This window comes from Gemmatimonadota bacterium, assembly GCA_026702745.1.
In the GTDB taxonomy this organism is placed as follows: Bacteria; JAAXHH01; JAAXHH01; order JAAXHH01; family JAAXHH01; genus JAAXHH01.
In genome coordinates this window covers 1-26513 of record JAPPBT010000033.1, presented here as the reverse complement: position 1 = coordinate 26513, position 26513 = coordinate 1, and the positions used below count along the sequence as shown (strand labels likewise).

Annotated in this window: 26 protein-coding genes; all 26 read right to left on the bottom strand. The window is 63.2% G+C overall.

All coding sequences use genetic code 11. From position 1 onward, the window contains the following. Window positions 1–513, bottom strand: a 513-nt coding sequence (locus OXH56_05940; GenBank protein ID MCY3554847.1) for a glycosyltransferase family 2 protein, incomplete at its 3' end; no start/stop codon positions are given. 25 nt (window positions 514–538) lie between these two features. Continuing rightward, window positions 539–1342: a glycosyltransferase family 2 protein gene (locus OXH56_05935; GenBank protein ID MCY3554846.1), complete on the bottom strand. Its 804-nt coding sequence runs from the start codon at window positions 1340–1342 to the stop codon at window positions 539–541. 18 nt (window positions 1343–1360) lie between these two features. Further along, on the bottom strand, window positions 1361–3214 hold the full coding sequence (locus OXH56_05930) for a cation acetate symporter (GenBank protein MCY3554845.1): 1854 nt from the start codon (window positions 3212–3214) through the stop codon (window positions 1361–1363). Between the two features lie 9 nt (window positions 3215–3223). Next, window positions 3224–3490 carry a DUF4212 domain-containing protein gene (locus OXH56_05925; GenBank protein MCY3554844.1) on the bottom strand — a complete coding sequence of 89 codons (267 nt, stop codon included), beginning with the start codon at window positions 3488–3490 and terminating at the stop codon, window positions 3224–3226. A 163-nt stretch (window positions 3491–3653) separates the two neighbouring features. After that, window positions 3654–4154, bottom strand: coding sequence for a methyltransferase domain-containing protein (locus tag OXH56_05920; GenBank protein ID MCY3554843.1), 501 nt, complete (start codon window positions 4152–4154; stop codon window positions 3654–3656). 101 nt (window positions 4155–4255) lie between these two features. Beyond that, entirely contained in the window at window positions 4256–5401 is a 1146-nt protein-coding gene (locus OXH56_05915) for a glycosyltransferase family 9 protein (GenBank protein MCY3554842.1), read from the bottom strand. A gap of 10 nt (window positions 5402–5411) precedes the next feature. Then, window positions 5412–7391: an ABC transporter transmembrane domain-containing protein gene (locus OXH56_05910; GenBank protein ID MCY3554841.1), complete on the bottom strand. Its 1980-nt coding sequence runs from the start codon at window positions 7389–7391 to the stop codon at window positions 5412–5414. 10 nt (window positions 7392–7401) lie between these two features. Then, complete coding sequence (locus OXH56_05905; GenBank protein ID MCY3554840.1) at window positions 7402–8553, bottom strand: glycosyltransferase family 4 protein; 1152 nt, start codon at window positions 8551–8553, stop codon at window positions 7402–7404. 105 nt (window positions 8554–8658) lie between these two features. Continuing rightward, on the bottom strand, window positions 8659–9645 hold the full coding sequence (locus OXH56_05900; GenBank protein ID MCY3554839.1) for a radical SAM protein: 987 nt from the start codon (window positions 9643–9645) through the stop codon (window positions 8659–8661). 6 nt (window positions 9646–9651) lie between these two features. Beyond that, on the bottom strand, window positions 9652–10527 hold the full coding sequence (locus OXH56_05895; protein ID MCY3554838.1) for a glycosyltransferase family 2 protein: 876 nt from the start codon (window positions 10525–10527) through the stop codon (window positions 9652–9654). A 7-nt stretch (window positions 10528–10534) separates the two neighbouring features. Further along, window positions 10535–11422 (bottom strand): polyprenyl synthetase family protein, encoded by an 888-nt coding sequence (locus OXH56_05890; GenBank protein MCY3554837.1) that lies wholly within the window; start codon window positions 11420–11422, stop codon window positions 10535–10537. 210 nt (window positions 11423–11632) lie between these two features. After that, window positions 11633–13108, bottom strand: coding sequence for an NADH-quinone oxidoreductase subunit N (locus OXH56_05885; GenBank protein ID MCY3554836.1), 1476 nt, complete (start codon window positions 13106–13108; stop codon window positions 11633–11635). Beyond that, window positions 13105–14685 carry an NADH-quinone oxidoreductase subunit M gene (locus OXH56_05880; GenBank protein ID MCY3554835.1) on the bottom strand — a complete coding sequence of 527 codons (1581 nt, stop codon included), beginning with the start codon at window positions 14683–14685 and terminating at the stop codon, window positions 13105–13107. The genes OXH56_05885 and OXH56_05880 overlap by 4 nt, the downstream gene beginning before the upstream one ends. A gap of 52 nt (window positions 14686–14737) precedes the next feature. Beyond that, a complete protein-coding gene (gene nuoL, locus OXH56_05875; protein ID MCY3554834.1) occupies window positions 14738–16663 on the bottom strand; it encodes an NADH-quinone oxidoreductase subunit L in 1926 nt (641 codons plus the stop codon). 39 nt (window positions 16664–16702) lie between these two features. Continuing rightward, complete coding sequence (nuoK, locus tag OXH56_05870) at window positions 16703–17005, bottom strand: NADH-quinone oxidoreductase subunit NuoK (protein MCY3554833.1); 303 nt, start codon at window positions 17003–17005, stop codon at window positions 16703–16705. 30 nt (window positions 17006–17035) lie between these two features. Next, entirely contained in the window at window positions 17036–17551 is a 516-nt protein-coding gene (locus OXH56_05865) for an NADH-quinone oxidoreductase subunit J (protein ID MCY3554832.1), read from the bottom strand. 133 nt (window positions 17552–17684) lie between these two features. Next, window positions 17685–18254 carry an NADH-quinone oxidoreductase subunit I gene (locus OXH56_05860; protein MCY3554831.1) on the bottom strand — a complete coding sequence of 190 codons (570 nt, stop codon included), beginning with the start codon at window positions 18252–18254 and terminating at the stop codon, window positions 17685–17687. Between the two features lie 16 nt (window positions 18255–18270). After that, window positions 18271–19314 carry an NADH-quinone oxidoreductase subunit NuoH gene (nuoH, locus tag OXH56_05855; protein ID MCY3554830.1) on the bottom strand — a complete coding sequence of 348 codons (1044 nt, stop codon included), beginning with the start codon at window positions 19312–19314 and terminating at the stop codon, window positions 18271–18273. A gap of 19 nt (window positions 19315–19333) precedes the next feature. Further along, window positions 19334–20959: a molybdopterin-dependent oxidoreductase gene (locus OXH56_05850; GenBank protein MCY3554829.1), complete on the bottom strand. Its 1626-nt coding sequence runs from the start codon at window positions 20957–20959 to the stop codon at window positions 19334–19336. A 7-nt stretch (window positions 20960–20966) separates the two neighbouring features. Further along, on the bottom strand, window positions 20967–22343 hold the full coding sequence (nuoF, locus tag OXH56_05845; protein ID MCY3554828.1) for an NADH-quinone oxidoreductase subunit NuoF: 1377 nt from the start codon (window positions 22341–22343) through the stop codon (window positions 20967–20969). A 4-nt stretch (window positions 22344–22347) separates the two neighbouring features. After that, a complete protein-coding gene (locus OXH56_05840) occupies window positions 22348–22851 on the bottom strand; it encodes an NAD(P)H-dependent oxidoreductase subunit E (protein MCY3554827.1) in 504 nt (167 codons plus the stop codon). A 1-nt stretch (window position 22852) separates the two neighbouring features. Continuing rightward, the gene (gene nuoD, locus OXH56_05835; protein MCY3554826.1) at window positions 22853–24115 is read right to left on the bottom strand and encodes an NADH dehydrogenase (quinone) subunit D; all 1263 of its coding nucleotides are present in this window, start codon (window positions 24113–24115) and stop codon (window positions 22853–22855) included. Between the two features lie 145 nt (window positions 24116–24260). Continuing rightward, window positions 24261–24809, bottom strand: a complete 549-nt coding sequence (locus OXH56_05830) for an NADH-quinone oxidoreductase subunit C (protein ID MCY3554825.1) — start codon at window positions 24807–24809, stop codon at window positions 24261–24263. Further along, window positions 24810–25451, bottom strand: a complete 642-nt coding sequence (locus OXH56_05825; GenBank protein ID MCY3554824.1) for an orotate phosphoribosyltransferase — start codon at window positions 25449–25451, stop codon at window positions 24810–24812. It lies immediately after the preceding gene. Then, window positions 25451–25921: an NADH-quinone oxidoreductase subunit B gene (locus tag OXH56_05820; protein ID MCY3554823.1), complete on the bottom strand. Its 471-nt coding sequence runs from the start codon at window positions 25919–25921 to the stop codon at window positions 25451–25453. The genes OXH56_05825 and OXH56_05820 overlap by 1 nt, the downstream gene beginning before the upstream one ends. Further along, entirely contained in the window at window positions 25912–26262 is a 351-nt protein-coding gene (locus tag OXH56_05815) for an NADH-quinone oxidoreductase subunit A (protein ID MCY3554822.1), read from the bottom strand. Before OXH56_05815 ends, OXH56_05820 begins: the two co-directional genes overlap by 10 nt. Window positions 26263–26513 lie beyond the last annotated feature (251 nt).

Here is a 26513-nt window from a genome sequence, read left to right as displayed (position 1 = left end):
GAGCGTGTTGTGGGAATCGTGATAGAGGTCTTCGTGGATCAAGCCCAGTTCACCGTGGCCGTCCACCTCGATGTGGGCGTGCGCGCCGCCGGTCCAGTACCCCTTGCCGTTTTTCAGGAGGCGAGGCTGGTAACTCGGGTTGAGCGTCCCGTGGCGGATGGGAAACCGGAGAAAGTGTTCCTGTCGGTGGATCTTGTATGCGTCGAAATCCCCGCCGGACCGCAGCAGGTCGCGGATCCACGTGTCGAGCCCTTCCGTGACGTATTCATCGGCGTCGAGAAAGAGGATCCAGTCCCCCCGGGCCTGCTCCATGCCGAAGTTCCGCTGATCGGCAAAACCGGACCACGGCCGCTGAAACACGCGTCCCCCGCAGGACTCCGCGATTTCCAGCGTGCCGTCGGTGCTGCCGCTGTCCACCACGATGATCTCGTCGGCCCAGGAAACCGGGTCCAGGCAGCGCCGGAGCTTGCGCTCCTCATTGTACGTGATCACGACGACGGACAGCGATTGCATGGAAGACGCCGGTGGATGCGCGGTTTCAGGAGGATGAGCCCCCCGCGCCGGATTCGGCGTCGGCGGAGCCCCGGAGGTGTAGGTGCCAGAGCTTGGCGTACTTGGTGAAAACGTAACAGGCGGAAAGGCCGCACAGGATGAAGCCCGGCAGGCCGTCCAGGAAACCTCTGTGCCACACGTACATTTTGAACAGGGTAAAAATCGGACGGAAAACCAGATCTGTCAAACGGAAACGCCGGCCCGACCGGTAGAGCTGGCGGGCGCCAAGACTGGTGAAGCTGTTGAACTTGGCCAGGTAGTGGTGGAGGGTGGGATCGGTATCGTGGATCATGGGGTGCTTCAGATCGGCGACCGGTCCCCGGATGCGCAGCGCCTCGTGGACCTCGTCGTCGGTGAACCGGGGGTCGGCCCCGCGCCGGAAGAGGCGAAGCACGTAGTCTGGGTACCATCCGCAGTGCCGGATCCAGTGTCCCAGGAAAAACGTCTTCCGGGCGATCCGGTAACCGGCGAAATCGCCCTTGGCCGCAACGGCTACGTTGGCCACGGCGGCGAGGATTTCATCCCGCAGATCCGTCGGAACGCGCTCGTCGGCATCCAGCCAGAGTATCCAGTCGCCCGTGGCATGCTCCAGGGCCAGTTGCTTGGTCGGCCCGTAACCCAGCCACTCCGATTCGACGACGTGGTCGGCGTACTCCCGCGCGATGTCGACGGTGTCGTCAGTGCTCCCCGAGTCCACGAGCACGATCTCGTCGGCGAACCGCGCGCTCTGCAGGCAGGCTTCGATCCTCTGGGCTTCGTTCCGGGCGATGATGATGACGGAGAGGGACATGGCGCCGGCTCCCGCGGATCAATGTTCCGGGGCCGTCTCGATCATCACCGCGGGACCCGCGTCTTCCGGTTCCCTGACCGAGTCGACCATGGCCTCGATTTCCTTGCCGGGTTTGGGGAAAAGCGGCGTGAGCGCCAGGGTCACGGCGAAGTTGATCAGCATGCCGATCGAGCCGATCCCCTGGGGACTGATGCCGTTCGCAAACAGTCCGAAGGTCCAGGTTTCCATGTCGAAGAACACGCACGCGATGATGTAGAAAGCCGTAAAGCCGATGCCGGCCAGGATACCGCAAACAGCGGGTATCGTACCCACGCGCTTGCTGAAAATGCCCAGTACGATGGCGGGGAAGAAGCTCGCGGCGGCGAGGCCGAAGGCGAAGGCCACCACCTGGCTGACGAATCCCGGCGGGTAGATGCCGAATACGCCGGCCACGATCACGGCGATGCCGATCACGCCCCGGCCCACGGAGAGCCGCTGACTCTCGGTCGCGTTCGGGCGCAGTACGCGGTAGTACAGATCGTGGGAAACGCTGGACGAAATGACGAGTAGCAACCCGCTGGCGGTGGACAGGGCCGCCGCCAGGCCGCCGGCCGCGACAAGCGCGATGATCCAGCTGGCCAGTTCGGCCATCTCCGGCGTCGCCAGTACGATGATGTCACGGTCCGGGCCCGAAAGCCCCCGAGCCCTGAGGGCCGTGCGTCCGTCCGCACCCTCGGCGCCCTCCGAATCGAGCCAGGCCTGGTGGTCGACCTGCACGTCGGCCAGTTCGGCGGCCGACAGGGAGCCGCCGCGGAAGATCTCGTTGTCGTCACCGGCCGAATACCGCATGACGCCGTCTCCGTCGTCCATCCACAAGATCAGGCCGGTCTTCTCCCAGTTTTCGAACCACGAGGGCAGTTCCTGCGCGGACTTGCCGTTCAGGCTGTCGATCATGTAGTACCGCGCGAAGGCCGCGGTCGCGGGCGCCGTCAGGTAGAGCAGGGAGATGAACAGCAGCGCCCAGAAGGCGCTCCAGCGGGCCGCGCGGACTGATTTGACGGTATAGAACCGGACGAGCACATGGGGCAGGCCCGCCGTGCCCACCATGAGGGCGAGGGCCACGCAGAATACATTGACCTTGTCCCACCCTCCCACGAAGGTGGCCGTGTAGCTGCTGAATCCCAGGTCGGCATGTATCTGGTTGAGCTTCTCCAGCAGGTATACGCCCGATTGGCCCGCGATGGAAGGCTCCAGGGTGGTGCCGAGTCCCGCTTGAGGCAGGGGACTTCCCGTGAGCTTGATGCTGATGGCGATGGCGGGGATCAGAAAGGCGGTGATGAGCACCCAGTACTGGGCGACCTGGGTCCACGTGATGCCCTTCATCCCCCCGAGCGTCGCGTAGATGAAGACAATGGCCATCCCGATGATGACGCCGATATGGATGTCCACTTCGAGGAACCGGCTGAAGACGACGCCCACGCCACGCATCTGCCCCGCCACGTAGGTAAAGCTGATGAAAATGGCGCAGGAGACAGCCACCACGCGCGCGAGGTCCGACGCGAAGCGGTCGCCCACGAAGTCCGGTACGGTATAGTGGCCGAATTTCCGCAGGTAGGGCGCGAGCAGCAGCGCCAGCAGCACATAACCGCCCGTCCAGCCCATGAGATAGACGCCGCCGGCGTATCCCATCGTGGAAATCAGCCCGGCCATGGAAATGAATGACGCCGCGCTCATCCAGTCGGCGGCCGTGGCCATGCCGTTGGCCGCCGCGGGCACGCCCCGTCCGGCGACGTAGAAACCCCGGGTGTCCCGGACCCGGGTCCGCCAGGCGATAAAGAGGTAGAGGCCGAAAGACAGGGCCACGAAGAAATAGGTCCAAGCCTGTACCGACATGGGCTGCCCCTACCCTTCCTGCCTGGTGGTTTCGAGTTCACGGCGGTGCCGGTTGTCCAGGCGGTTCATGTACAGGCAGTAGGCCAGTATGAGCAGCACGAACACGATGATGCTGCCCTGGTGGGCGAACCAGAATCCCAGGGGAAAGCCGGTGCCGGATATGCGGTACGCGTTGAGCGCGTCGGCGAACAGGATGCCGGCCCCCAGTCCGGCCAGGGCCCACAGCCCGAGCAGCACGGCCATGATCCGTATATTGGCCCGCCAGTAGCGGTGCAGCGCAGCGGCGGCCCTGCTGCCGGCGGCGTTCGTCGAGGTGCCCCTGCTGCCGGCGGCGTTCGTCGAGGTGCCCTTGCTGCCGACGGCGTCCGTCGAGGTGCCCTTGCTGCCGGCGGCATCCGTCGAATCAGTCATTTAAGTCCTCCGGTTCATCCCATCCCGTTCAAGGCTTGACCACGGTCAGCTTCGCCTCCACGTACATGCCCGGGAAGATGAACGCCAGGTATTTCTCCCATCTGCGGGGAAACCAGTTGGCGAGCAGGCTTATGCCCAGTACCCGGTAGAGGTCACTGAAGATCAGCCTGCATTCGTCCATTCGAAACCGCCCGTCCCTGCAGATCTGGGTGATCGTCACGTAGCCGAAGTGATGATAGTGCGTCAGGTCGCCGTAGGACAGCTGCGACGAGTAGTGGGGCGTGACGATGCGGATCGACGCCCCGGACCGCGCGATGCGATACACTTCGTCCATGGCCCGGGACGGCTGGAGGATGTGCTCCAGGATATGGGACATCTCGATATGATCGAACTGCGCGTCGTCGAAGGGATAGGGGTAGTCGTCCAGGCTGTGCACGACGTCCACGTGCGCCGCGTCGTTGATGTCCAGGCCGACGGCCCCTTCCAGCTTTCCGAAGGGTCCGCAGCCCAGGTCGAGTTTGGTCGCCATGTTCACCCGGTCCCGTGCCATGGAGGCGTTCGCCTGAGCGGGCAACATGGTATGGGCGGGCCGGGGTCCTGTCAAGTGAATAAGGCCGTCCCGGACCGGGTTCAGACCCGGATGATCTCGCCCGTTCCGGCGCTGCCTGAATCGTCGATCATGGCGGTGATTTCGCGGTACACGCGGTCCGGCGGGATCTCCTCGATCCGTTGACTGGCCGCGTAGAAGGCGCGGTGCCTTGCGCCGGGCGGCTTCCAGTAGGCCGGATCGCTGGTAGCGTGGAAGGACAGGGTAGGCGTCTCCACGGCGGCGGCCAGGTGGAGGACCCCGGTGTCGTTGCATACGAGCAGGTCCGCGGCGCGGATCACGCCGGCGACCTCCCGCAGCGACAGGGGCGGTGCGCCGTGCAACGGAGAAGATGCCGCTTCGCGCAGTGTGCGAAGCAGTCCTTCTTCTCCCGGTGCGGGGATGACCAGGACCCGGGCGGATCGCCGCGCGGCCAACTCATCGCAGACCCGTGCCAGGTGCTCCACGGGGTACCGCTTCCTCGCGTCTCCGGTGCCGAAATGGACGGCGATCACGGGACCTCCGGGCTTCCCCGGATCCTCGGCCAGGCCATCGATCACCGCCCGCCCGGCCGCGCTTTCCTCCTCTGTCATGGCGTAACGGTAGGACAGGTCGTCCGTATCGGCGCCCACGTACCGCACCACGTCCAGGTTCCGCTGGATCTGGTGCCTGGGTTCAGCATGCACGGGTACGTTGATCGTGTAGAAGGGATTGTGATCGAGGTGGTCGAAGGTGGGCGTTTCGGGTCCCATGACCACGGGGGCGCCCGAAAGCCAGGCGATGAGGTCGCTGGACAGGGAGTGGGAGACTGTGTTGAACACGACGGCGAGGTCGACGGGGTCGCGCATGAGATCGATGAAGGACCGGATGTCCCGGGGCCGCCACCGAAAACCGGATTCGTGGAACAGCAGGACCTCGTCCACATCCGGGTTGTTCGCGGCCACGGGGTACAGGTAGGCGCGGACCACCAGGGAAAGGTGCGCGGCGGGAAACCGCGTCCGCAGCGCGCGGATCGCGGGGGTGGTAAGCAGGAAGTCGCCGAACTGGTCGTGTTGCCGGATTATCAGGATCCGGCCGATGCGATCGGGATCGACCTCACCGGGCGGCGCGCGGCGATCGCCCAGGGGATGGCTGGCCAGCCATTTGAGCACCCGGGTCTTGAGCCGTTTCTCGATAGGATACCACATCATCGGCCGTCCGTTATTCCGCGACCGGTTCCTGGTCCCGGAACTGCAGGTTGTAGAGCTTCCGGTACAGGCCGTCTTCCTGGATCAGCGACCCGTGGTCGCCGGTCTGGACGATCCGGCCGCGGTCGACCACGACCACCCGGTCCGCCTTCTGCACCGTCGACAGGCGATGGGCGATGACCAGGGCCGTCCTGCCCTTCATCAGCCGGTCAATAGCCTCCTGTACCAGCAACTCGGACTCGGTATCCAGGCTGGACGTGGCCTCGTCGAATACGAGGATCTGGGGATCCTTCAGGATGGCCCGGGCGATGGCGATGCGCTGGCGCTGCCCGCCGGAAAGCCGCACGCCCCGCTCCCCGAGAAAAGTCTCGTACCCATCGGGCAACTGCTCGATGAAGGCGTCCGCGTTCGCGGCGGCCGCGGCGGACTTTATTCGTTCCCGGGGTATGTCCGCCACGCCGTAGGCGATGTTGTTGCGTACCGTATCGTTGAAGAGGATCACGTCCTGGGTAACGATGCCCATCTTCTCCCGGAGAGAGGCCACGGTGACCGAACGCAGATCTTTCCCGTCGATTTCGATGCGGCCCCCGGTCGGATCGTAGAACCGCGCGACGAGATCCACCAGGGTGGACTTGCCACCGCCGCTGGGTCCCACGAGCGCCACGGTCTCGCCCGATCGGACCACCAGGTCGATCTCTTCCAGGGCGGGATCGGAGACCGAATCGTAACGGAAAGTTACGCGATCGAGCCGGATCTCACGCCGCAGGTCGGGCAGGGGGACCGCACCCGGTGCGTCCGTGATTTCAGGGGCCGTGTCCAGCACGGAGAACACGCGGTCGGCGGCGGCGATCCCTTCCTGGATCCGGTTGTGTACCTGGCCGAGTTCCTTGACCGGTTTCATCAGGGAAAAGAGGGCCAGGAAGAAGGTCAGGAAGTCCTCGGGCGCCAGCAGGCCGCCTTCCAGGACCTGCCGGCCGCCGTACCAGAGAATCGCCAGGCCCACGACGCCGCCCAGGATCTCCGTGACGGGGCTGGCCAGGTTGTGCATGTGCGTCAGGCGGAGCAGCGTGCGGAAGTAGTGTTGCGTCTGACGCTTGAACTTGCCGATTTCGAAGGACTCCATGTTGAAGGCCTTGACCACCCGCACGCCGGCCACAGTCTCCTGGAGCGTCGAGGTCAGGTCGGCCATGGCCTCCTGGGAGGCGGTGCTGCTCCGGCGAAGTCGCCGGCCCACCGTGGTGATGACGAGGACGCTCAAGGGCAGCAGGACCAGGGATACCAGCGTCAACTGCCAGCTGAGGATCAGAAGGATCGCGAGGAAGACCACGACCAGCATGGGTTCCTTGACCAGCGTGCCGAAGGCGGCCGAGATGGTCCCGTTGATCTTCATGACGTCGTAGGATACGCGGGAGATGAGTTCCCCTGTGCGTTCCCGATGGAAATAGGACAGGGAAAGACGGTGCAGATGGATATACAGGTGGTTCCTGAGGTCTTTGATGACCCCGTTCTCGGCATAGGCCATCAGGTAGGCCTGCAGGTAACTGCTGATGTTCTTGAGCAGGAGGATGAACAAAATGATCAGGCAGAGACGCTCGAGGGTCGCCTGCTTGGTCGGCCGCCTGATCAGGTCGTTGGTGCGGTCCTTCAACGTCTCCCGCAAGCCCGTCATCCCGGTGCGCTGCTCCAGCCTGTTCGCCGAATCCTGCGCCAGTTCGAACTGCCCGGCCTGCCCGCCTTGCCCGGCCTGCCCGGGCTCCCCGGTTTGCCCCGGCTGACCGATCTGCCCGGGCTCCTCGGATTGCCCCGGCTGACCCGGCTGACCGTCCTGAACCGTCTGCACGGTATCCTGGCCGAAGAGGGTCTGCAGAAAGGGCAGGGCCACCCAGACCGTGGCGCTGCTGGTCAGTGCGAAACAGGCCATGCATACCATGGCGCCGGCCATGAAGTACCAGTAGGGTTTTACGTAGGAAAGTACTCGGAGATACAGATTCATGGGGGGTCGATTAGGGGGTCAGGGGAGAGGTCATCGAGGCGGCGTAGAGCGCTTCCACCCGGTCGGTCATGGCGTCGAGGTTGAAGCGCGACCGGGCCCGGGCGCGACCGGTCTCGGCGATGCGCGCGCGCAGCCGCTCGTCCTTCAGCAGCGATTCGGCCGATCGCGCGAGCCCGTCCGCGTCGCCTCCATGGAAAACCAGGCCCGTTTCGCCGTCCTCCACCGTGTCCAGCGTGCCGTCCGACCGGGTCGATACACAGGCCACGCCCATGGCCATCGCCTCGATGACCGTCGCGCCGAAACCCTCTGCTCTGGAGGGGAATATAAAAACGTCCATCGCGTTCAGCAAGGCGGGAATATCTCGCCTGAAGCCCGTGAACAGCACGGATTCACCAAGGCCGAGTTCCCGGGCCTGTCGAACGATTCCGTCGTGGTACGCCTCCTCGCCGTAGCTCGCTTCGCCCACCACGACGAACCGCAGGTGCAGCTCCGGATGGCGGTCCCGAAGCAACCGGGCGGCATGCAGGAACTCCTCGAAACCCTTGCCCGGAGATATGCGGCCCACGGTCCCCACCAGCAGGGCTTCAGAGGCGATTCCGAGCGACCTTCTCGTGTTTCCCCGGTCGTAGCGAGCCGGATCGAACCGTTCCAGATCCAGGGCCGGATGCACCGTCACCACGCGGTCCGGCGGGATGGGGCAGGTCTCCCGCACGTTCCTGTTCAGCGTCTCCGATACCGTGATGACGCGGGAGACGCGCCGGTACAGCCAGCGGTGCAGCGGGTCTTTCTTCGATACGTAGGAACCGACGTGCTTGGTGAGCAGCAGCGGTCCTTCGAACCCCGCCAGCCGCACGGCGGGCACGGTCTGCCAGAGGTCACGGGACAGGTGAAGGTGGAGTACGCGGGGCCGGAAGCGGCGGATGCAGCCCCGCAGCGCGCAGGTCGAAAGGGGGTTCACGTAACCGCCGATGGGGACGGGTTCCACCGTGAAGCCCCGTTCACGGGCCTCACCGGCAATCGATCCATCGGGGTGAAGTACCAGGCGCACGTCGTGACCGCGGTCCCGGAGTTTTCCAGACAGGATCGGAACGTGCATTTCCGTACCGCCCCAGGCCAGGGAGGAACATACCTGCAGGATGCGCGCGGGCGCCATGCCGGCCATGGCAATCCTCTAAACATTGGCGTGCGGGATTGGGATCGGATCGGGATCGGATCGGGGACGATTACGGATATCCAGGCGGGTCCGCCAGCATCATTTCCACCGGCATCATTTCCACACCTGGTGCCAGGCGCATTCCGTCTGAAAGATGTAGTTGTTGCACTGGCTGCAGATCTCGAGTTCGTCGTACCGGTTCTCGATCATCTTCTGACGGATCTCCTGGATCGGAGCGCCGTTCCAGACTTCCCTGATCGACTGCTTCGAGACGTCGCCCACCTCTACCTTGAAGTCGAAATCGAGACAGCAGATGGACACCCGGCCGTCGTTCGCGATGACGAACTCCTCCCAGGGATGCTTGCAGGGGAAGGTGAAACCGCCGGCGGCCGATGCTTCGGCCTGCTCGCCCACATTCTTGTCCTCCACGCTGCCCGTCCAGGTCGTGTAGCTCTGTACCACCACGTGGTCGGCGATGGGCTTCCAGAGGTCCCGGAACGCGTCGATCTCGTGCTGGGTCTCGGCCATATTGATGATAGTCACCGTGATTTCAGGCGTCTTGCTGCGGACGGACCGCTTCAGTTCCATCAGGTACCGCGCGTTCTCCACCACCTGTTCGTAGTCGAGCCCGACACGCACCGCCTCGAAGGTCTCCGCCGTCGCCCCGTCGATGTCGATGTTGATCTTGTCCAGCCCGCAATCGATGAGCTCCTGCGCCTTCTGCGGTGTGATCAGGGAACCGTTGGTGCTCACGCTGACCGGCACGCGGGGCAGCTTTTCTTTCGTATACGCGATCATGTCGACGAGCTTCTTGTTAATGAACGACTCTCCGAACATGAAGGGTTGTATGAGCCGGATGTACCGGGCGTTTTCGGCACATTCGTCGATGATCTTGCGGTACAGGTCCATGGACATGTTGCCCTTCTTGCGGCTCAACAGTTCCCGCGGGCACATGATGCAGTCGGCGTTGCAGTAACTCGACCCCTCGATACTGATCACTTCCGGAAACCGCAGCTTCCGCGCTACGATGGAATCGCGCAGGATCCGCTGAAGGGGCTCGTACCGGGACGCCGTCTTGTAGAGAGAATCTTTAAGGCCCATCGGTGGTCAGTCGTCCTTCCAGTTGAATTCGTCGTCGCCACCCCGGATCAGCCGGTTGTAGCCCGGCTGCCGGGTACGTACCTCTTCGGTTCGTATGGGCGGGAACATCCGGCCGCCCCGCCTCCTGTACATCCCGTATTCCCAGGTCTTCGCATACCCGGACATGACCGATACCGATGAGAGCAGGCAAAGCAAAAGTCCTTGCATCCCATCGAGATATCCTCTTTTCATCACGTACAGCTTCCAGAAAGTCCCCAGGGGAGCAAGGGCTATGTGCACCCAGGTGATCTTCCGTTCCGGCCGCGCTCTCAGACGGTTCCTCACTTCGATCGACGTGTACTCGTTCAGCTTCTCGATATACTGGTACAGGCTGGTGTAGGCATCGTGTACCAGCGGCGCATCGAGGCGGCCGGTGGAACCGTCGACGACGAAGGTCTCGTGGACCTGGGTCCGGGTAACCTTCGTCTTGCTCCGGCGGAACAGCCGGAGCGGTCGGTCGTCCCCCCAGCCGGCCGCATGGCGGATGTGCCGGGCGAGGAAGTGATTCTCCCTCCGGATATGATAGCCGTCGCAGGGCGCGGAAGCTTCGAGCAGGCTTTGGATCTCCGACTGAAGCGGCTCGCTCAGCCGTTCGTCCGCGTCCAGGTTCAACACCCATTCGGAAACCGCCCGGTCCAGCGCCTGCTGCTTCTGCTGTCCGCTGCCGTGCCGGCCTTCGTGATACAACCGGACCTTGTCGTGGCCGTTGCAGATCTCGACCGTACGATCGGTGCTACCGCAGTCCACCACCACGATTTCGTCCACCCAGGAAACGCTCCGCAGACAGGTATCGATATGAGGTTCTTCGTTATAGGTAATGACGATTACGGATATCGTTTCCATACCTGCATCATCGATCCCGTTCTGTGGCGTAGTCAACCATGTTCAGGAGCGCGTCCTTCGCCCGGGTCTCCGGCTCGTCGCGGAGGATCCGCTTGGCCTCCTCCGCGTAAGCCAGCGCTTTGCCTTTCGCGTAGCGGATGCCGTCGTGGGCGTGGACGAACTCGACGATCTCGTCGCAGACCCGGTCGCTCCATTCCTCCTTCATCAACTGCTCCACGCGCCGGTTGCCTTCGGGGGTAGCGTTCCGGAGGGCGTGGATCAGCGGCAGGGTGACCGTCCCTTCCCGGAAGTCGTTGCCCCTCGGTTTTCCGATGACATCTTCGTCCCCCGTGAAATTCAGGATGTCATCGGTGATCTGGAAAGCCATGCCGAGTTTCTCGCCGAAATCGCCGAACCGGCAGGCTGTCTCGGCCGAACGGCTTGCGAGATATACGCCGGAATCGCACCCGCACGCGATGAGCGAGGACGTCTTGTTGCTGATGATACGGTAATACTCCGCCTCGGTCGTCCGGATGTTGAACCGGCGGATGGCCTGGTGCAACTCGCCTTCAGTCAACCGTTCCACGCATGCCGCGATCTTCGCCGTGATCCGCGAGCAGTCGAGTTTCGCGATCAGCGTCAACACCCTGGCGATCACATTGTCGCCCATCAGCACCGAGACGTGGTTGTCCCATTTGGAATTCAGCGTGGGCAGGCCGCGGCGCGTGGTCGCACGGTCCACCACGTCGTCGTGAATCAGCGTCGCGGTGTGGCAAAGCTCGATGATGAATGCCGCCAGCATGGTCTCCCGGCAAGGCGTACCGTGTGCCGAGGCCGAGAGAAATACCAGCGCGGGTCTCAGCCGTTTGCCCTTGGTGCGAACCAGGTGGGCCCAGATCTGATTGATGACCTCCACGTCGGATCGGGATATCTCGCTGATCTTCTGCTCGAACTGGTCGAGATGGTCCTGGACCGGCGCGCTGATGGTTCGGAAGTCTATGAATGCCCTCCGGTTGGCTGGCGGTGGCGCCCGCTGAAATACCTGAATATATGGGATGAAACCGTCCGGAAGTCAACCCAATTCGCCGTTGCCGGTCCATGGGCGAGCGCGGCGGATCGGCCTGGATTACGGCAGCGTCATGACCGCAAGCTCGGCCAGCTGAAGCAATTCGGAGGGGAAAACGCCTACGGCCAGGATGGCCAGGGCGGAGAGGCAAAGCGCGGTCATGCCGCTGTAGGACAGGCGGCCGGCCGCTTCGGCCGGCATTTCGGCTGCGGGCCGCATGTACATCCAAACTACGACGCGGAGGTAGTAGTACAGCGACACCCCGCTGAACAGCAGGCCGATCACGGCCAGTTCCACGTAACCTCCGTACACCAGCGCGCTGAAGAGGTAGAACTTGGCCATGAACCCGGCCGTAGGCGGAATGCCGGCCAGGGAAAACATGACAATGGCCATGATCGCGGCGAGCAATGGACGACGGCTGCCCAGGCCGGCCAGGTCGTCCAGGGTCGCGCAGGGCGCTCCTCGGGCGGAAAGCACGGCCAGTACCCCGAAGGCGCCCAGGTTCATCGCCGTGTATACGATCAGATAGAAGACGATGCTCGCGCTGCCGTCCTGGCTGTCCGGGCTGACCGCCATAAGCGGCAGCAGCATGTAGCCGGCATGGGCGATGCTCGAGTAGGCCAGCAGCCTTTTCAAGTTCGTCTGGACCAGCGCCACGACGTTGCCGACGGCGATCGTGAGCACCGCCAGCACAGAGATCAGCGGGATCCATTCCATCTGCAGACCGGGAAAAACCGAACCGAGCAGCCGGATCAACACCACGAAGGCGGCCGCCTTGGAACCGGTGGACAGAAAGGCCGCGACAGGAGTCGGCGCCCCCTGGTAAACGTCCGGCGTCCAGGCGTGGAACGGGACCATGGAGATCTTGAAACCGATCCCGACCAGGAGCAGGCCCAATCCACCGAGCAGCAGGAGATTCACGGCGTCGCTGCGCTCCCCGCCCAGCGTGCGCGCGATGGCTTCGTACTCCGTGCTGCCGCTCGCGCCGTAGAGCAGGGCCATGCCGTAGAGAATGAATCCGCTGGCGAAAGCACCCAGCAGGAAGTACTTCAGCGCACCCTCGTTCGATCCGGCGTCCCGCTGTTCGAATCCGATCAGCACGTAAAGCGAAATGGAGAGTACTTCCAATCCCAGGAAAAAGGTGAAGAGGTCTGTGCTCGCCGCCATCATGCTCATGCCGGACACGGCGTAGATGAGCAGCGCGTAGTACTCCCCGCGGTCGATGGAACGGGCTTCGGCATAGGAGATGGAGATCAATACGGTCAACACGGCGCCTGCGATGAACACCAGGGTGGCCACCAGGCTGAAGTCGTCCATCACCATCATGGGCGACGTATCCGAGAAGGCGACGGGTCCCCGGCCCAACTGGTTCACGGCAAAGATGCCGGATACCGCCAGGAGCAGCAGGGAAAGGTAGGGGATCCCCTTGCGAAACCGTTCGAACAGGCCGACGATCAGGACCACGGTCGCGGCGGACACGAGCACGATCTGCGGCATCACTGCGTAGAGGTCTATGGCGGGCAGGGCCGAATTCATCGCGTATCCTGGCTGATTTCAGAGTTGGCGTCCGTGCCGGCCGGGTCCGCGGGGCCAGCCGGATCCATCGCCGGCGTCATCGATTCAATGGAAATGGGTACGACTCCGGCCGGTGGCGTCTCGGCGAGTCGATGGGTCTGGACAAGCAGCTTCTGCACCGAAGCCTCCATGGTCCTTAAGAAAGGATTGGGATACACCCCGATCCAGATGATGAACAGCGTCATGCAGGCAAGCACGGCCGTCTCCCGGAACGACAGGTCCCTGATCCCCCGGTTCTCCTCCCGCGTCAACGGGCCGAAGACCACCTTGCGGTACATCCTGAGCATGTAGACGGCCGCCAGTATGATCCCCGTGGCCGCGACGGCCGCGATCAGGATATTCTGCTGAAACACGCCGACCAGTATGAGAAACTCCCCGACGAAACTGCTAAGGCCCGGAAGTCCCACGGAGGCCAGGGTAAACACGAGCAGGAAAGCGGAGAATACCGGTATCGTGTGCCACAGCCCGCCGTACGCTTCCATGTCCCAGGTATTCCGGCGCTGGACGAGCATCATGGCGGCCAGGAACAGTCCGCCCGTGGACAGCGCCAGGCTGACGATGTGGACGACCGCGCCCTGGATGCCGTGCTGGTTCAAGGCGAATACGCCCAGCACGACGAACCCCGCGTGACTGATTGTCGAATAGGCGATCATCCGCCGGATATCCGATTGCGCCAGGGCGATCAGCGCGCCGTAGACGATCCCGGCCGCGGCCACGGCGCACATCAGGGGCGCCAACTCGGTGAGGGCATCGGGAAACAGCGGAAGGGTCAGGCGAATGAACCCGTAGGCCGCCATCTTGACGAGCACCACGGCGAGGACGATGGCATCGGGCAACCATGTGTGAAAGGGCACCATGGGCACCTTCACAGCGAAGGCGGCGATGAAGGCGAGGGCGAGCCAGAACTGGGCCTCCGGCGGTATGGACAGCTGGTAAAGCGCCGCCATCTCGAAGGTAAGGACGTCGTGTGCCTGGTGATGGAGAAAGGCCAGCGTGATGACCGCGGCCAGCATGAGCAGGCTGCCGAACACGGCGAACAGGAAGAACTTCAGGGCCGCCCGGGCGCTGTTTTCGTAACCCCAGATGCCGATCAGGAAGTACATGGGGATCAGCATGCCTTCCCAGAAGAGGAAGAACAGGAACAGGTCGAGGGAGAAGAACACGCCCATCAGGGTGGTTTCCATCAGCAGCATGAACACCTGGTAGGCCCGGACCCGTTCGCTCACGATCGTCCAGGTGCCGAGCAGGGCCAGGGGCCACATGAGCGCGGTGATCCCGGCGAGAAGGATGCTGATCCCGTCCGCACCGACGTGATAGGACACGCCAAGGGATTCGATCCAGGGCATGCGCTCCACGAACTGTGGTTCGCCCACGTGCTCCTTGAAGGCGCCGAAGCAGACCGCGAAGAGCACGAGCACCAGGGCCGAAACGCCGAATCCCACCCACCGGGCGGCCGTGTCCCCTTTGACGAAGAGGAGCAGGACGGCACCGAGGACCGGCAGCCAGATGATGAGGGACAGGAAGGGCAGTTCCGTCATGTACAGTACCTTCGGTTCCTTCGGGGTTGTGGTCCCCGGTTACGGTCCAGGTTTACGGTCCAAGGTATCCGGTGATATAGGCGAACACCACGAGCGCGCCGATGACCATGATCAGCGCGTAGTTCTGAACGACCCCCGTCTGCGTATACCGGATCGCGTTCCCCATGCTGCGTACCGTGAGGGCGGCCAGGGTCAGCCCCCCGTCGATAATCACGGCATCCAGGATACGCCAGCATCCCCGGGCGATTTTCCTCACCGGTCCCACGATGAAAGTGTCGTAGATTTCATCCACGTAGAACTTCTCCAGCGACAGCGTATACAGCGCCTGCGGCACCAGGCGGTCGAAAACCTTGTTACCCCGAATGTACACGGTGTAAGCGCCCCAGATCCCGGCCGCGGCCAGCAGCAGCGCCAGGACCATCAACACCACTTCGACGCTCGCTGAGGGGACCTGCGCCTCCGGCAGTGTGGAGAACACCGGCGCGAGGAATCCGCCGAACCGGTCCATGCCCGCCGCGAACACGTGGGGGATGCCGATGAATCCGCCCACGGTGGACAGAACGGCCAGCACGACCAGCGGTATGGTCATGACTCGGGACGACTCGCGTACCTTCTCGGTTTCGTCCCGGCTCAGCCGGGTCTCGCCGCCGAAGGTCATGAACAGCAGCCGGAACATGTAGAAGGCGGTCATCGCCCCGGTGGCCAGGCCGACCAGCCACAGCACGGGGGCGTTGACGAAGGCGCCCAGCAGGATCAGGTCCTTGCTGAAGAAACCCGCGAAGGGCGCGATCCCCACGATGGCCAGGGTCGCCAGCAGCATGGACTTGTAGGTCACCGGCATGAGATCGCGGAGCCCGCCCATGTTGCGGAGGTCCTGGGGGTCCCTGCCCTTCTCCAGGGCGTGTTCCAGCGCGTGTATGACGCTGCCCGCGCCCATGAACAGCAGGGCCTTGAAGAACGCGTGGGTGACCAGGTGGAAGATCCCCGCGGTGAAATAGCCGACGCCGCAGGCCAGGAACATGTACCCCAGCTGGCTCACGGTGGAATAGGCCAGGACGCGCTTGATATCGTACTGGGTCAGGGCGATGCACGCGGCGAAGATGGCCGTGACCGCGCCGACGACGGCCACGACGGTCATGGCCGTGGCGGACTGCGCGAAGAGCACGTGGCATCGGGCGACCATGTACACGCCCGCGGTCACCATGGTGGCCGCGTGGATCAGCGCGCTGACCGGCGTGGGGCCTTCCATGGCGTCCGGCAGCCAGACGTGGAGGGGCACCTGGGCGGACTTGCCCATGGCCCCGATGAAGAGCAAGAGGGTGACGGCCGTGATGACCGGGGCAAGCACGGCCGGGTCCGCCGCGAACACGTCGGCGTAGGTGAGCGAGCCGGCGTACAGGAAGATCAGGAGCAGGCCCAGGATGAAGGCGAAATCGCCGATGCGGTTCACCACGAAGGCCTTCATGCCCGCGCTCGCGGCGGACTGCCTTTCGCACCAGAACCCGATCAGCAGGTAGGAACAAAGCCCGACCCCTTCCCAGCCGACGAACATCAGCAGGAAGTTGTTGCCCATCACGAGGATGAGCATGGCGAACATGAACAGATTCAGATAGGAGAAATAACGGACGCAGCAGGCGTCCTTGCCCATGTAACCGATGGAATAGACGTGGATCAGCAGGCCGACGCCCGTCACCACCAGCATCATGACCGTCGAAAGCGGATCGATCAGGAAGGCCACGTCCACCGCGAAGGTGCCGGTCGTGATCCACGAATAGACGACCACGTCGACGCTGCGTTCCCCGGCCGGCAGTCCGATGAGCTGGAAGAAGACGCCCAGCACGAGCAGGAAGGACAAGGCCACCGTGGCGCATGCGATCATCCCGGATACGCGGGGGTTCCGGTTGAAGAATACGTTGATAAAAGCCCCCAGGAGGGGCAGGAAAGGGATCAGCCAGACGTAACTGAAGGATTCGGTCATGGGGTTCACTAAGGCTTCTGGGCGGGCCGGCCGAGCCGGCTACCAGCGCAGGGACCGGACCTCGTCGATGTTGACCGTTCCGCGGTTGCGGAACAACAGGATCACCAGGGCGAGGCCGATCGCCACCTCGGCGGCCGCCACGGTAATCACCAGGAACACGTAGATGTGGCCGTCGGCCATGCCGAACTGCCGTGCGAAGGCCACGAAAGAGAGATTGGCCCCGTTGAGCATCAACTCGATGCCCATGAGCACGATGATGGCGTTCCGCCGTACCAGCACGCCGGTGGCGCCGACCAGGAACAGCACGGCGCTCAGGACCAGGTAATAGGTGACAGGGATCATGGGTTCGTCGAATCCGGCAAGGTCAGCCCTTCACTCGCCTACTGAAACGGTGCCCTTGCGCGTCAGCACCACGGCGCCCACGATGGCGATCAGCAGGAGTACGGCCGCGATCTCCACGGGCAGCAGGTATTTCGTGAACAACAGCGTTCCGATCTGTTCCACTTCGCCGAACCCGGCGACGTCGCCATCCGCCGCGGGGGTCGTCCCGCCTCCAGTGTAGGACATGATCATGGCCGCCACCGGCAGGAACAGCAGCGCGGCCAGTACGACGGCCAGCGGTTTCTGGATCCGGAATACCCCGCCCTCCTCGCGGCTCAGGTTCAGCAGCATAATGACGAAGAGGAAGAGGACCATGATGGCGCCGGCATACACGACGATCTGTATGATCGCGACGAACTGGGCGTCCAGCATCAGGTACAGGCCGGCGATGGAGATCATGACCATGATGAGCAGCAGCACGCAGTAGATCGGGTTGCGCTGCAGGATCATGGCCACGCTGCTCGCGACGGCTACAATGGCGAAGAAAAGGAAGAAGTATAGTTCCATGGTATCTCGACGGGGCGGTCCGTCCGGTTCGCCCGGCCTCTCAACAGTCGATCGGTCCGTCCGGTTCGCCCGGCCGCTCAACAGTCGATCGGACCATCCGGTTCGCCCGGCCGCTCAATGGCCGCCCGGCCTCTCAATGACCGCCCGAACTGCCCGGGTCGGGAAGCTGATCTCCCCGGGGGCGCGTGAAGGCCTCCCGGCTCTTTCGAAGGACCTGGCCCAGCGTGCCCTCCTGGTCTTTGGTTTCATCGTAGTTCTTCAGCAGGCGTTCCCGGTCCCAGATCATCTCTTCCCGCGACGTGGCCACGAGTTCGATATCGTCCGTCATGTCTATGGCGTCTTCGGGACAGGCTTCCACGCACATGCCGCAGAAAATGCACCGGAGCATGTCGATCTGGAACGTGCGGGGGATCTTCTCCCGGTCGTTCCATTCCGTCTCCATGCCCTCAATGGTGATGCAGTCGGCGGGACAGGCCACGGCGCACATCTCGCAGGCCACGCACTTGACCCGGTCCTGCTCGTCCTTGTTGAGCCGGTGAGCGCCGCGGTATCCGGGCGGCAGGATCTTCTGCACCTCCGGGTACTGCATGGTGACCTTCTTCCTGAATAGGTGCGCGAGAGTCAGGAGCATGCCCTTGATCACCGCGGGAAGGTACAGCCGCTCCGCCAGGGTCATCTTGCGCGCTTCAACGATGATTGCCATGGATCACACTCCCCTATCAGACCAGCATCCAGATTCCGGTGATTACGACGTTCAACAGCGCCAGCGGCAGCAGCACCTTCCATCCGATCGCCATCAACTGGTCGTACCGGAAACGGGGCAGCGACCACCTCACCCAGATATAGACGAAGAGGAAGAATCCCGTCTTGAGCAGGAACCCGGCCACCTGGTACAGGGTGACCAGCCCCGGGCCGACCTGGTCCTCGAAGGGCATGTGCCACCCGCCGAAGAAGAGGGTCGCCATCAGGGCGGAGGCCGCGATCATGCTGGCGTATTCCGAGATCATGAACATGGAAAAACGCATGCTGCTGTATTCCGTGTGGTAACCGCCGACGAGTTCCTGCTCGCACTCCACCAGGTCGAAGGGCAGGCGGTTGTTCTCGGCGAAGGCCGCGATGACGAAGATCACGAAGGCCAGGGGCTGGCGGAAGATGAACCAGTCGAAGAAGGTATCCTGGGCCGCGACGATCTTGCTCATCTGAAGCGACCCCGTGAGCATGAGGATGCCGATGATGGACAGGCCCAGCGACAGTTCGTAGCTGATCATCTGCGCCGACGACCGGATCCCGCCCAGCAGGGTGAACTTGTTGTTGGCGCTCCATCCCCCCAGGGCGATTCCGTACACCGCGATGGAGGTCATGCCCAGGATGTACAGGATGCCGACGTTCAGATCGATGATCTGCAGCGTGGTCGTCGTCTCCTGGATCTGCAGGCCGAAGAGGGTGAAGGCGGGGATGGTCACTTCGCCGCCTATGGGGATTACGGCGAAGATCAGCAGGGCCGGCACGAGGATCAGGGCCGGCGCGATGGCGAAGAGCTTTCGGTCGGCGCTTGCCGGGATGAACTCTTCCTTCCACATGAACTTGATGCCGTCGGCCAGCGGCTGCAGCAGGCCCATGGGACCGACGCGGTTGGGACCGAGCCGGTCCTGGATCAAGGCACTTACCCGGCGTTCCATGAAGGTGAGGTACGCAACGGTAGTGAACACCACCCCCAGCAGGATGCCGATTTTGACCAGGGCGATGGCGCCTTCCAGGATCATGGGGTCCACGACCAATCCACTAGCCTCCCGCGGCCTCGGACGGCCCTTCACCGCCCGTCATGGCGCCCTGACCGCCGATCAGGTCGTAGGTGAGTCCCGCGTATCCATCCACGCTTCCGGCGATCTCCTCCAGGACGCCGGCCGGGTCCGTCCCGGCGGGGTCCGTCCCGCCCAGGTCGACGCCCATACGCTGTCCCACGTACCGGAGAATCGCGCCGTCCTCCCGCGCGCCACCGGGCGGCGGATAGGCGGGGTTCAGCCGCTGCACGCGGCCCTGCCCATTGGTCATGGTTCCGTTCTTCTCGAAGGGAATCGCACCGGGGAAGACCACATCGGCCAGCTCGGCGAGGTCGGAACGATGCACGTCGTGCACCACCAGGAATTCGAGCTTGCGGAAAGCCTCCGCCTCCTCCGGTGACAGGGTCCGGCCGATATCACCGCCCAGCACGTAGAGCCCCCGAATCGAGCCGTCATCGATGCCCTGCAGGATATCTTCCAGCGATTGGGCGCCGAGCATGTCGCTGGCGCCCCGTGTGTTGGGCGTCTTGTCCGCGTCGATGTGGAATCCGCTCTTCGCCGTCCACGCTTCTCCATCGGGCTTGCGGTCGAGTCCGGTCCGCGGCGATCCGAAGGCCTCCGCCCCCAGTCTGCGCAGCAGGTAGTTCTCCTCGTTGGTCGCCATGGGTGATCCGACCACTCCCATGGCGGAATCCCCTTCACCGTCCAGGACGGCCTGTATGCCGCTGACGGCCGCGTCCATGGCATCGGGCCAGGTGGCCTGCCGGAGTTCACCGTCTACCCGCTTCAGTGGCGCCTTCAGCCGGTCCGCACCCTGCCAGCCGTGGTAGCAGAACCGGCCTTCGTCGCACATCCAGTACCCGTTGACCTCCTCGTTGTGCCGGGGTTTGGTGCGGTAGACCTGCTGGTGCAGGACTTCCAGCGTGGTGTTGCACCCCGTTGCGCATCCCGGACATACGGTATCCACCTTGTCGTAATGCCAGATGCGGGGCTTGTAGAGAAAGTCCTTGGTGACCAGGGCGCCCACGGGACAGATGTCCGCCACGTTCGCCGACATCTTGTTGTCCAGGGGCATGTCCTCGAAGGTCGCGATCTCGGACTTGCTGCCCATCTGGACGACGCCGAGTTCCGACGTCCCCGTGATCTCGTCGCAGAATCGGGTGCAGCGCTGGCACAGGATGCAGCGCGTCGTGTACAGCGTGATGTGCGGCCCGAGGTCCTTCTTCGGCGGGACGCGCTTGGTCTCGACGAACCGGCTGTGGCCCCGACCGTGGTCGAAGGAATGGTCCTGCAGCTTGCACTCCCCGGCCTGGTCGCACCAGGGACAGTCCAGGGGGTGGTTGATGAGCAGGAACTCCATGATCCCCTTGCGGTTGTCCAGCACCGCCGGGGAATTGAACCGGAAGTTCATCCCGTCCTTGATCCGAATCGTGCACGAGGTGACGATGCCGAACTGCCCGGGCCGGATCTCCATCTCGGTCAGGCACATCCGGCAGTTGCCGTCCGGCGCCAGGCCGGGGTGGTAGCAGAAATGGGGGATGTCGATGCCCAGGTCCGCCGCCGCGTCGATCAGGTTGCGGCCTTCTTCCACGGTGTATTGCTGTTCGTCTATCGTTATGGTTGCCATGGTTCGCTCATCCGGCGGCATCGGCTTCGTCGGCCTTCAGCCGGAAATTGCCGGGTACGGGGGGAATGTGCTCATACTGATCGGGCCGCAAGTAGGATTCCTCCAGGGGCAGGACGACCAGTTCCTTCCGTTCGATGCAGGCCCTGAACTCGGGCCAGTACTTGACGAGAATGGTGCGCACGGGCCAGACGCCCGGCGCCTGGCCGAAGACACAGACGGTGTGGCCGTGGATCTGCTTGCAGATGTCGAGCAGCAGGTCAAGGTCCTCGTCCCTGCCCTGGCCGTTGCGGATACGCCGCAGGATGTCGTTCATCCAGGGCACTCCTTCGCGGCAGGGCGTGCACTGGCCGCAGGACTCGTGGGCGGCGAAGGAGGACGCGTTGAGCAGGGCGTCCACCATGCTGGTGGTCTCGTCCATCACGATGATCCCGCCGGTACCGCCCATGGACCCCAGCTTGCCCAGAGCGCCGAAGCCCATAGGCGTATCGATTTCTTCCGGCGTCAGGATCGGCGCCGAGATGCCGCCCGGAATGACGCCTTTCAGCCGGTTGCCGTCCCGGATGCCGCCGGCCGCGTCGTAGATCAGCTCCCTCAGCGTGACCTCGGAATCGTACTCGTAGATGCCAGGTTTGTTTACGTGACCGCACAGTCCGAAGAGGCGAGGACCGGTCGTATCCTCCTCCGAGCCGATGGCTGTGTAGGCTTCCGCACCCATGTCGACGATGGTGGCGATCTGGGCCATGGTCTCCACGTTGTTGACGATCGTGGGCTGGCCCCAGAGCCCGATGGCAGCGGGGAAATAGGGCGGCTTCAGCCGGGGGTAGGGCCGGTTGCCCTCGAGGGACTCGATCAGGCCCGTCTCTTCTCCGCAGATGTAGGCCCCCGCGCCTGGATGGACGTACAGCTCGAGGTCGTAGCCCGTTCCCAGGATATCGGCGCCCAGAAAGCCATGTTTCCGGGCGTCCTCGAGGGCGGCTTCCATCTGGTCGATGATCTGAAAGAACTCGCCCCGGATATAGATGTAGCCCAGGTTGATCCCCAGGGCGTAGCTGGTGATGATCATGCCTTCGATGATCTGGTGGGGCTTCGACTCCAGAAGGAGCCGGTCCTTGAAGCTGCCCGGTTCGCTTTCGTCGGCGTTGGCGCACAGGTACCGGGGAAACCGGTCGGCGCAGAGGTTCCACTTCATGCCCGTCGAGAACCCGGCCCCGCCGCGGCCCTTTATCCCCGAGGCGTTGATCTCCTCAATCAGCTCGGCCTGGCTCATGGACTTCAGTGCCTTCCGTACCGCGCCGTAACCGCCGCCGGCCAGGTAGCCGTCCATGTCGCCGGGATCGGTTTCCGCCGGGAGGGGCGCCGTCAGGATTTCGAGCGGTGCGGCCATAGCCCTATCCTTTATCGGTTTCCTTCTCGAGTTCCGCGAGTATCCCGTCGACCTTCTCCGGGGAAACGTAGGTGTGCAGGCGCCGGTTGACCAGGAGCACGGGGCCCCGGTCGCAGGCCGCAAGACATTCCGACTTCCTCAGCGTGAACCGGCCGTCCTCCGTGGTCTCGCCCAGCCCTACGCCGAGTTTCTCCGACAGGTGGTCGAAAACGCTCCCGCAACCGGTCAGCGCGCAGGGCAGCGTATGGCATACGGCCAGCACGTGCTCGCCCACGGGTTCCCGGTTGAACATGGGATAGAACGTCGCGATCTCCGCGACCTTGACGGGCGAGCAGCCGATCAGCCTGGCCACGCAGGCCATGGCCTCCGGCGATACGTACCCCCATTCTTCCTGCGCGAGATGAAGGAGCGGTACGACGGCCGATTTCCTGTATTCCGCGGGATAGCGGTCCAGGATCTCCGCCGCGCGCTCCCGCGCAGCGTCCGTGAATTCGAGTGGTGTCGCCAATCTAGCGGTCCAGTTCTCCGGCGATGACGTTCAGGCTGCCCAATATCGCCACCACGTCGGATAGCATATGCCCCCTGATCAACATGGGGAACATGGAAAAGTTCACGAATGACGGCGGACGCACGCGGATCCGGTAAGGTTCCCGGCTGCCGTCGCTGACGATGAAGAACCCGAGTTCTCCGTTCGGCGCCTCGGTAGCGGCGTACACCTCGCCCACCGGCGGCGTCGGCCCGTGTCCTTCCATGGTCATCTTGAAGTGATAGATCAGCGACTCCATGGATTCGTACACTTCCGATTTCTCGGGCAGCACCGCGTGCTCCTCGTCGGCGTTCACGGGCCCTGTGGGCAGGTCCTCCACGGCCTGTCGAACGATCTTCGCGCTCTGCCTGATCTCCTCCATCCGCACGAGATAGCGGTCGTACACGTCCCCGTTGCGGCCGATGGGGATGTCGAAATCATAGGCTTCGTACCCGAGGTACGGCTCGTTCTTCCGAATGTCCCAGTCTACGCCGGAGGCCCTGAGCACCGGCCCCGTGGCGCCCCAGGCCACGGCGTCTTCCGCCGAGAGGACGCCCACGCCCTCGGTCCGGTCGCGCCAGATGCGGTTGTGCGTCAGGAGCCGGTCGATTTCCGCGGTGGCCCGCAGGGTCTCTTCCACGGATTCCCGGGCCATTTCCGCGAAGTTCACCGGCACGTCGCGCAGGAGCCCGCCCACGCGCGTGTAGCTGGTGGTCAGCCGCGTGCCGCAAACCGCCTCGAACAGATCGTACAGCACCTCCCGCGCCCGGAACCCGTACAGGAAGGCGGTGAAGGCCCCGATATCGAGGGCGGCCGTGCCTACGCAAAGCAGGTGGTCGGCGAGGCGGGAGAGTTCGGCCAGGGCGACCCGGATATTCCGGCACCGCGGCGTGATTTCGATGTCCATAAGCTTTTCGACCGCATGGGTATAGCCGATGTTGTTGCACAGGGGCGACAGGTAGTTCATCCGGTCGGTCAGTGTGACGAACTGGTTGTAGCTCCGGTACTCGCCCAGTTTTTCGAAACCGGTGTGCAGGTAGCCGAGATGGGGCGTGGCGCCCGCGACCTTTTCCCCGTCCAGTTCCAGCACCATGTGCAGCGTCCCGTGGGTGGCGGGGTGCTGGGGACCGAAATTGAGGATCATATGCTCGGTCGGCATGTCCGGCGTTCGCTCGAAAGACACCCGTTCGTTGCGGATTTCCTCGAGGTCCGTCTCTGCGAGCTTGTCGATCGGTGTGGTATTCACGGTGCGTACTTCCGGTGGCCTGGTTTGTCAGGTCCAGGCAGTCCAGGCGGTTCAGGCGATCCCGGCGGTCCGTCCTAGACAGGCGATCCGTCCTCCGGTCCGTCCGGTCCAGCAAGGCCGGCAAGGCCGGTGTTTACAGTAGACGCTAGAAAACGAAATTGTCCCGTTCCCCCTTGCCGTGCAGGGGATAGTCCTTTCTTAAGGGATAGGAACCGAAATCATCGGGCATCAGGATCCGTCGCAGGTCGGGATGGCCTTCGAATACGATCCCGTACATGTCGTACACCTCCCGCTCCAGCCAGTTGGCGCCCGGCCAGACGGACACCACCGAACCGATCCGGGGGTCCGCTTCCGGAACGGGCACACTGACGCTGAAACGGCGGTTGTGTTTGTAGGAATACAGCTGGTACACCACGGCGAACCGGATTTCCTCGTCCAGCCGCAGGCGGTCCACGGCGGTCACGTCGACGAGATAGTCGAAGGACAGTTCCGGATCGTCTTTAAGGAAGGTCATGAACGGAAGAAGCGCATCCCGCTCCGCGGTGACACTTTCGCAACCCACCGCGTTGCCGGTGCTGACCGACGCGTCGCCGAACCTGGTCCGGATGCGCGCCGTGACGGTGCCCGGTTCAGATTCAGGACGGCCAACACCTTCGGTCTCGCGTTCCTCCTGGTTTTCCACATCTTCCCCCATTTATTCGAACCCCATCTTGCTGCCCCAGCCGCGTGGGTCCGACTGCCAGTCCATGGCGATCTCCCGGTCGTCGTCCGAAAGTTCGCCCCGCTCGCTCATGACGTCCAGTACGGTCACGAAGTCCGCCATGCTCCACTTCGGCAGGCCGGCTTTCCCGAATCCCTCCGTAGCGGCGGGCAGGCCATACTCGAATATGGTGGCCACCCCGATCACTTCCACATCGAACTTGACCGCGTCCTCGACGGCTTTCAGGACGCCCCCGCCCGTCGTGACCAGGTCTTCGGTGAACAGCACCTTCTGGCCGGGAGCCAGCGTTCCCTCGATCCGGTGCTCTTTGCCGTATCCCTTCTGGCCCGACCGCGCATAGACCATCGGCAGGTCCAGGCGGCTGGAAACCCATGCGGCGAAGGGAATGGCGGCCGTCGCCGTGCCCGCGATGACATCCGGTGGCGTATCGAGTCCGTCGATGATCTCGAGAAACGTATCGATGATCACCTTGCGCTCTTCCAGGCACGATATGATCAGCCTGTTATCGCAATATATCGGGGAGATGATACCGGAACTGTAATGGTAGGGCGCTTCTACGTTGATGGTTACGGCTTTGATGTCGAGCAGAAGCTTTGCGATGGTTTTTCTATTCATCAGTTTGCTTTAGCCTGGGCTACTTTCTCCTGGATCTTCATCAACGCCTGGATCACGTTCTCGGGCCTGGGTGGACAGCCGGGGATATACACATCCACCGGGATGTACTGATCCACGCCCTGCACCAGGGTGTAGGTATTGAATACGCCGCCGGAGGAGGCGCAGGCCCCCATGGAGATGACCCATTTGGGCTCCGGCATCTGGTCGTAGATCTTCTTCAGTACGGGCATCATCTTGATGGATACCCGCCCCGAAACGATCAGCAGGTCTGACTGCCGTGGTGAAAATCGGATGGCTTCGGCCCCGAACCGGGCCAGGTCGAAGCGGGACGCCAGGGTCGCCATGAGCTCGATGGCGCAGCACGCGGTGCCGAAGGGCATCGGCCAGAGCGAGTTCTTCCGGGCCCAGCCCACCACCGCGTCGACCTTGGTGGTCATGACGTTTTCCTGCAGCTGGTCTTCTAATCCCATTCCAGGGCACCCCGTTTCCATTCGTACAGGAATCCGATGACGAGCAGGAGGAAGAAAACCCCCATGGCCGCGGCGCCGAATAACTGAAGATCGCCATAAACGACGGCCCATGGGTAGAGGTAAATAATCTCCACGTCGAAAAGGATGAAAAGGATGGCGATCAGGTAGAACTTGACGGAGAAGTTCTTCCGCGCGGAGTCCTTCAGCGGAACGCCGCATTCATAAGAAGCGAGCTTGGATGCGCTGGTCTTTTTTCTGCCGATGAAAGAGGAAAGGGTAACGATTACGGCCGCGACGATCAGAACGAGGATTACGAGCAGGATCAGGGGAAGGTATGACATTGAACCGAATTACAGGATGTACAGACAGATCGGTCGACGAAACGCGGCTTCCGAGTACATCTATCCTTGAACTCGCCGATCAAGATAAACCGCCGGGGGGCGTTGTCAAGGACTAATCGATTTTATTTATGAGGCCCTTGCGGGTGCTTCGGATGGGGGTTTCGCCGAGACCTGTCATTGCAGGCGATGCCGGGGAATCAGTCGTGACAGACACCGTCAGGAACGAAAGGTTTTAAGATTGAGGTCGTTGA

Coding starts and splice junctions, on each gene's coding strand:
- OXH56_05915 (MCY3554842.1), bottom strand. CDS start 5,401: ATGATGTGGTATCCTATCGAGAAACGGCTCAAGACCCGGGTGCTCAAA.
- nuoK (MCY3554833.1), bottom strand. CDS start 17,005: ATGATCCCTGTCACCTATTACCTGGTCCTGAGCGCCGTGCTGTTCCTG.
- OXH56_05860 (MCY3554831.1), bottom strand. CDS start 18,254: ATGGCAATCATCGTTGAAGCGCGCAAGATGACCCTGGCGGAGCGGCTG.
- OXH56_05880 (MCY3554835.1), bottom strand. CDS start 14,685: ATGACGGAACTGCCCTTCCTGTCCCTCATCATCTGGCTGCCGGTCCTC.
- OXH56_05830 (MCY3554825.1), bottom strand. CDS start 24,809: ATGGGGGAAGATGTGGAAAACCAGGAGGAACGCGAGACCGAAGGTGTT.
- nuoH (MCY3554830.1), bottom strand. CDS start 19,314: ATGATCCTGGAAGGCGCCATCGCCCTGGTCAAAATCGGCATCCTGCTG.
- OXH56_05825 (MCY3554824.1), bottom strand. CDS start 25,451: ATGAATAGAAAAACCATCGCAAAGCTTCTGCTCGACATCAAAGCCGTA.
- OXH56_05885 (MCY3554836.1), bottom strand. CDS start 13,108: ATGAATTCGGCCCTGCCCGCCATAGACCTCTACGCAGTGATGCCGCAG.
- OXH56_05920 (MCY3554843.1), bottom strand. CDS start 4,154: ATGGCGACCAAACTCGACCTGGGCTGCGGACCCTTCGGAAAGCTGGAA.
- OXH56_05820 (MCY3554823.1), bottom strand. CDS start 25,921: ATGGGATTAGAAGACCAGCTGCAGGAAAACGTCATGACCACCAAGGTC.
- OXH56_05935 (MCY3554846.1), bottom strand. CDS start 1,342: ATGTCCCTCTCCGTCATCATCATCGCCCGGAACGAAGCCCAGAGGATC.
- OXH56_05930 (MCY3554845.1), bottom strand. CDS start 3,214: ATGTCGGTACAGGCTTGGACCTATTTCTTCGTGGCCCTGTCTTTCGGC.
- OXH56_05910 (MCY3554841.1), bottom strand. CDS start 7,391: ATGAATCTGTATCTCCGAGTACTTTCCTACGTAAAACCCTACTGGTAC.
- OXH56_05865 (MCY3554832.1), bottom strand. CDS start 17,551: ATGGAACTATACTTCTTCCTTTTCTTCGCCATTGTAGCCGTCGCGAGC.
- OXH56_05850 (MCY3554829.1), bottom strand. CDS start 20,959: ATGGCAACCATAACGATAGACGAACAGCAATACACCGTGGAAGAAGGC.
- OXH56_05895 (MCY3554838.1), bottom strand. CDS start 10,527: ATGGAAACGATATCCGTAATCGTCATTACCTATAACGAAGAACCTCAT.
- OXH56_05900 (MCY3554839.1), bottom strand. CDS start 9,645: ATGGGCCTTAAAGATTCTCTCTACAAGACGGCGTCCCGGTACGAGCCC.
- nuoL (MCY3554834.1), bottom strand. CDS start 16,663: ATGACCGAATCCTTCAGTTACGTCTGGCTGATCCCTTTCCTGCCCCTC.
- OXH56_05905 (MCY3554840.1), bottom strand. CDS start 8,553: ATGGCCGGCATGGCGCCCGCGCGCATCCTGCAGGTATGTTCCTCCCTG.
- nuoF (MCY3554828.1), bottom strand. CDS start 22,343: ATGGCCGCACCGCTCGAAATCCTGACGGCGCCCCTCCCGGCGGAAACC.
- OXH56_05815 (MCY3554822.1), bottom strand. CDS start 26,262: ATGTCATACCTTCCCCTGATCCTGCTCGTAATCCTCGTTCTGATCGTC.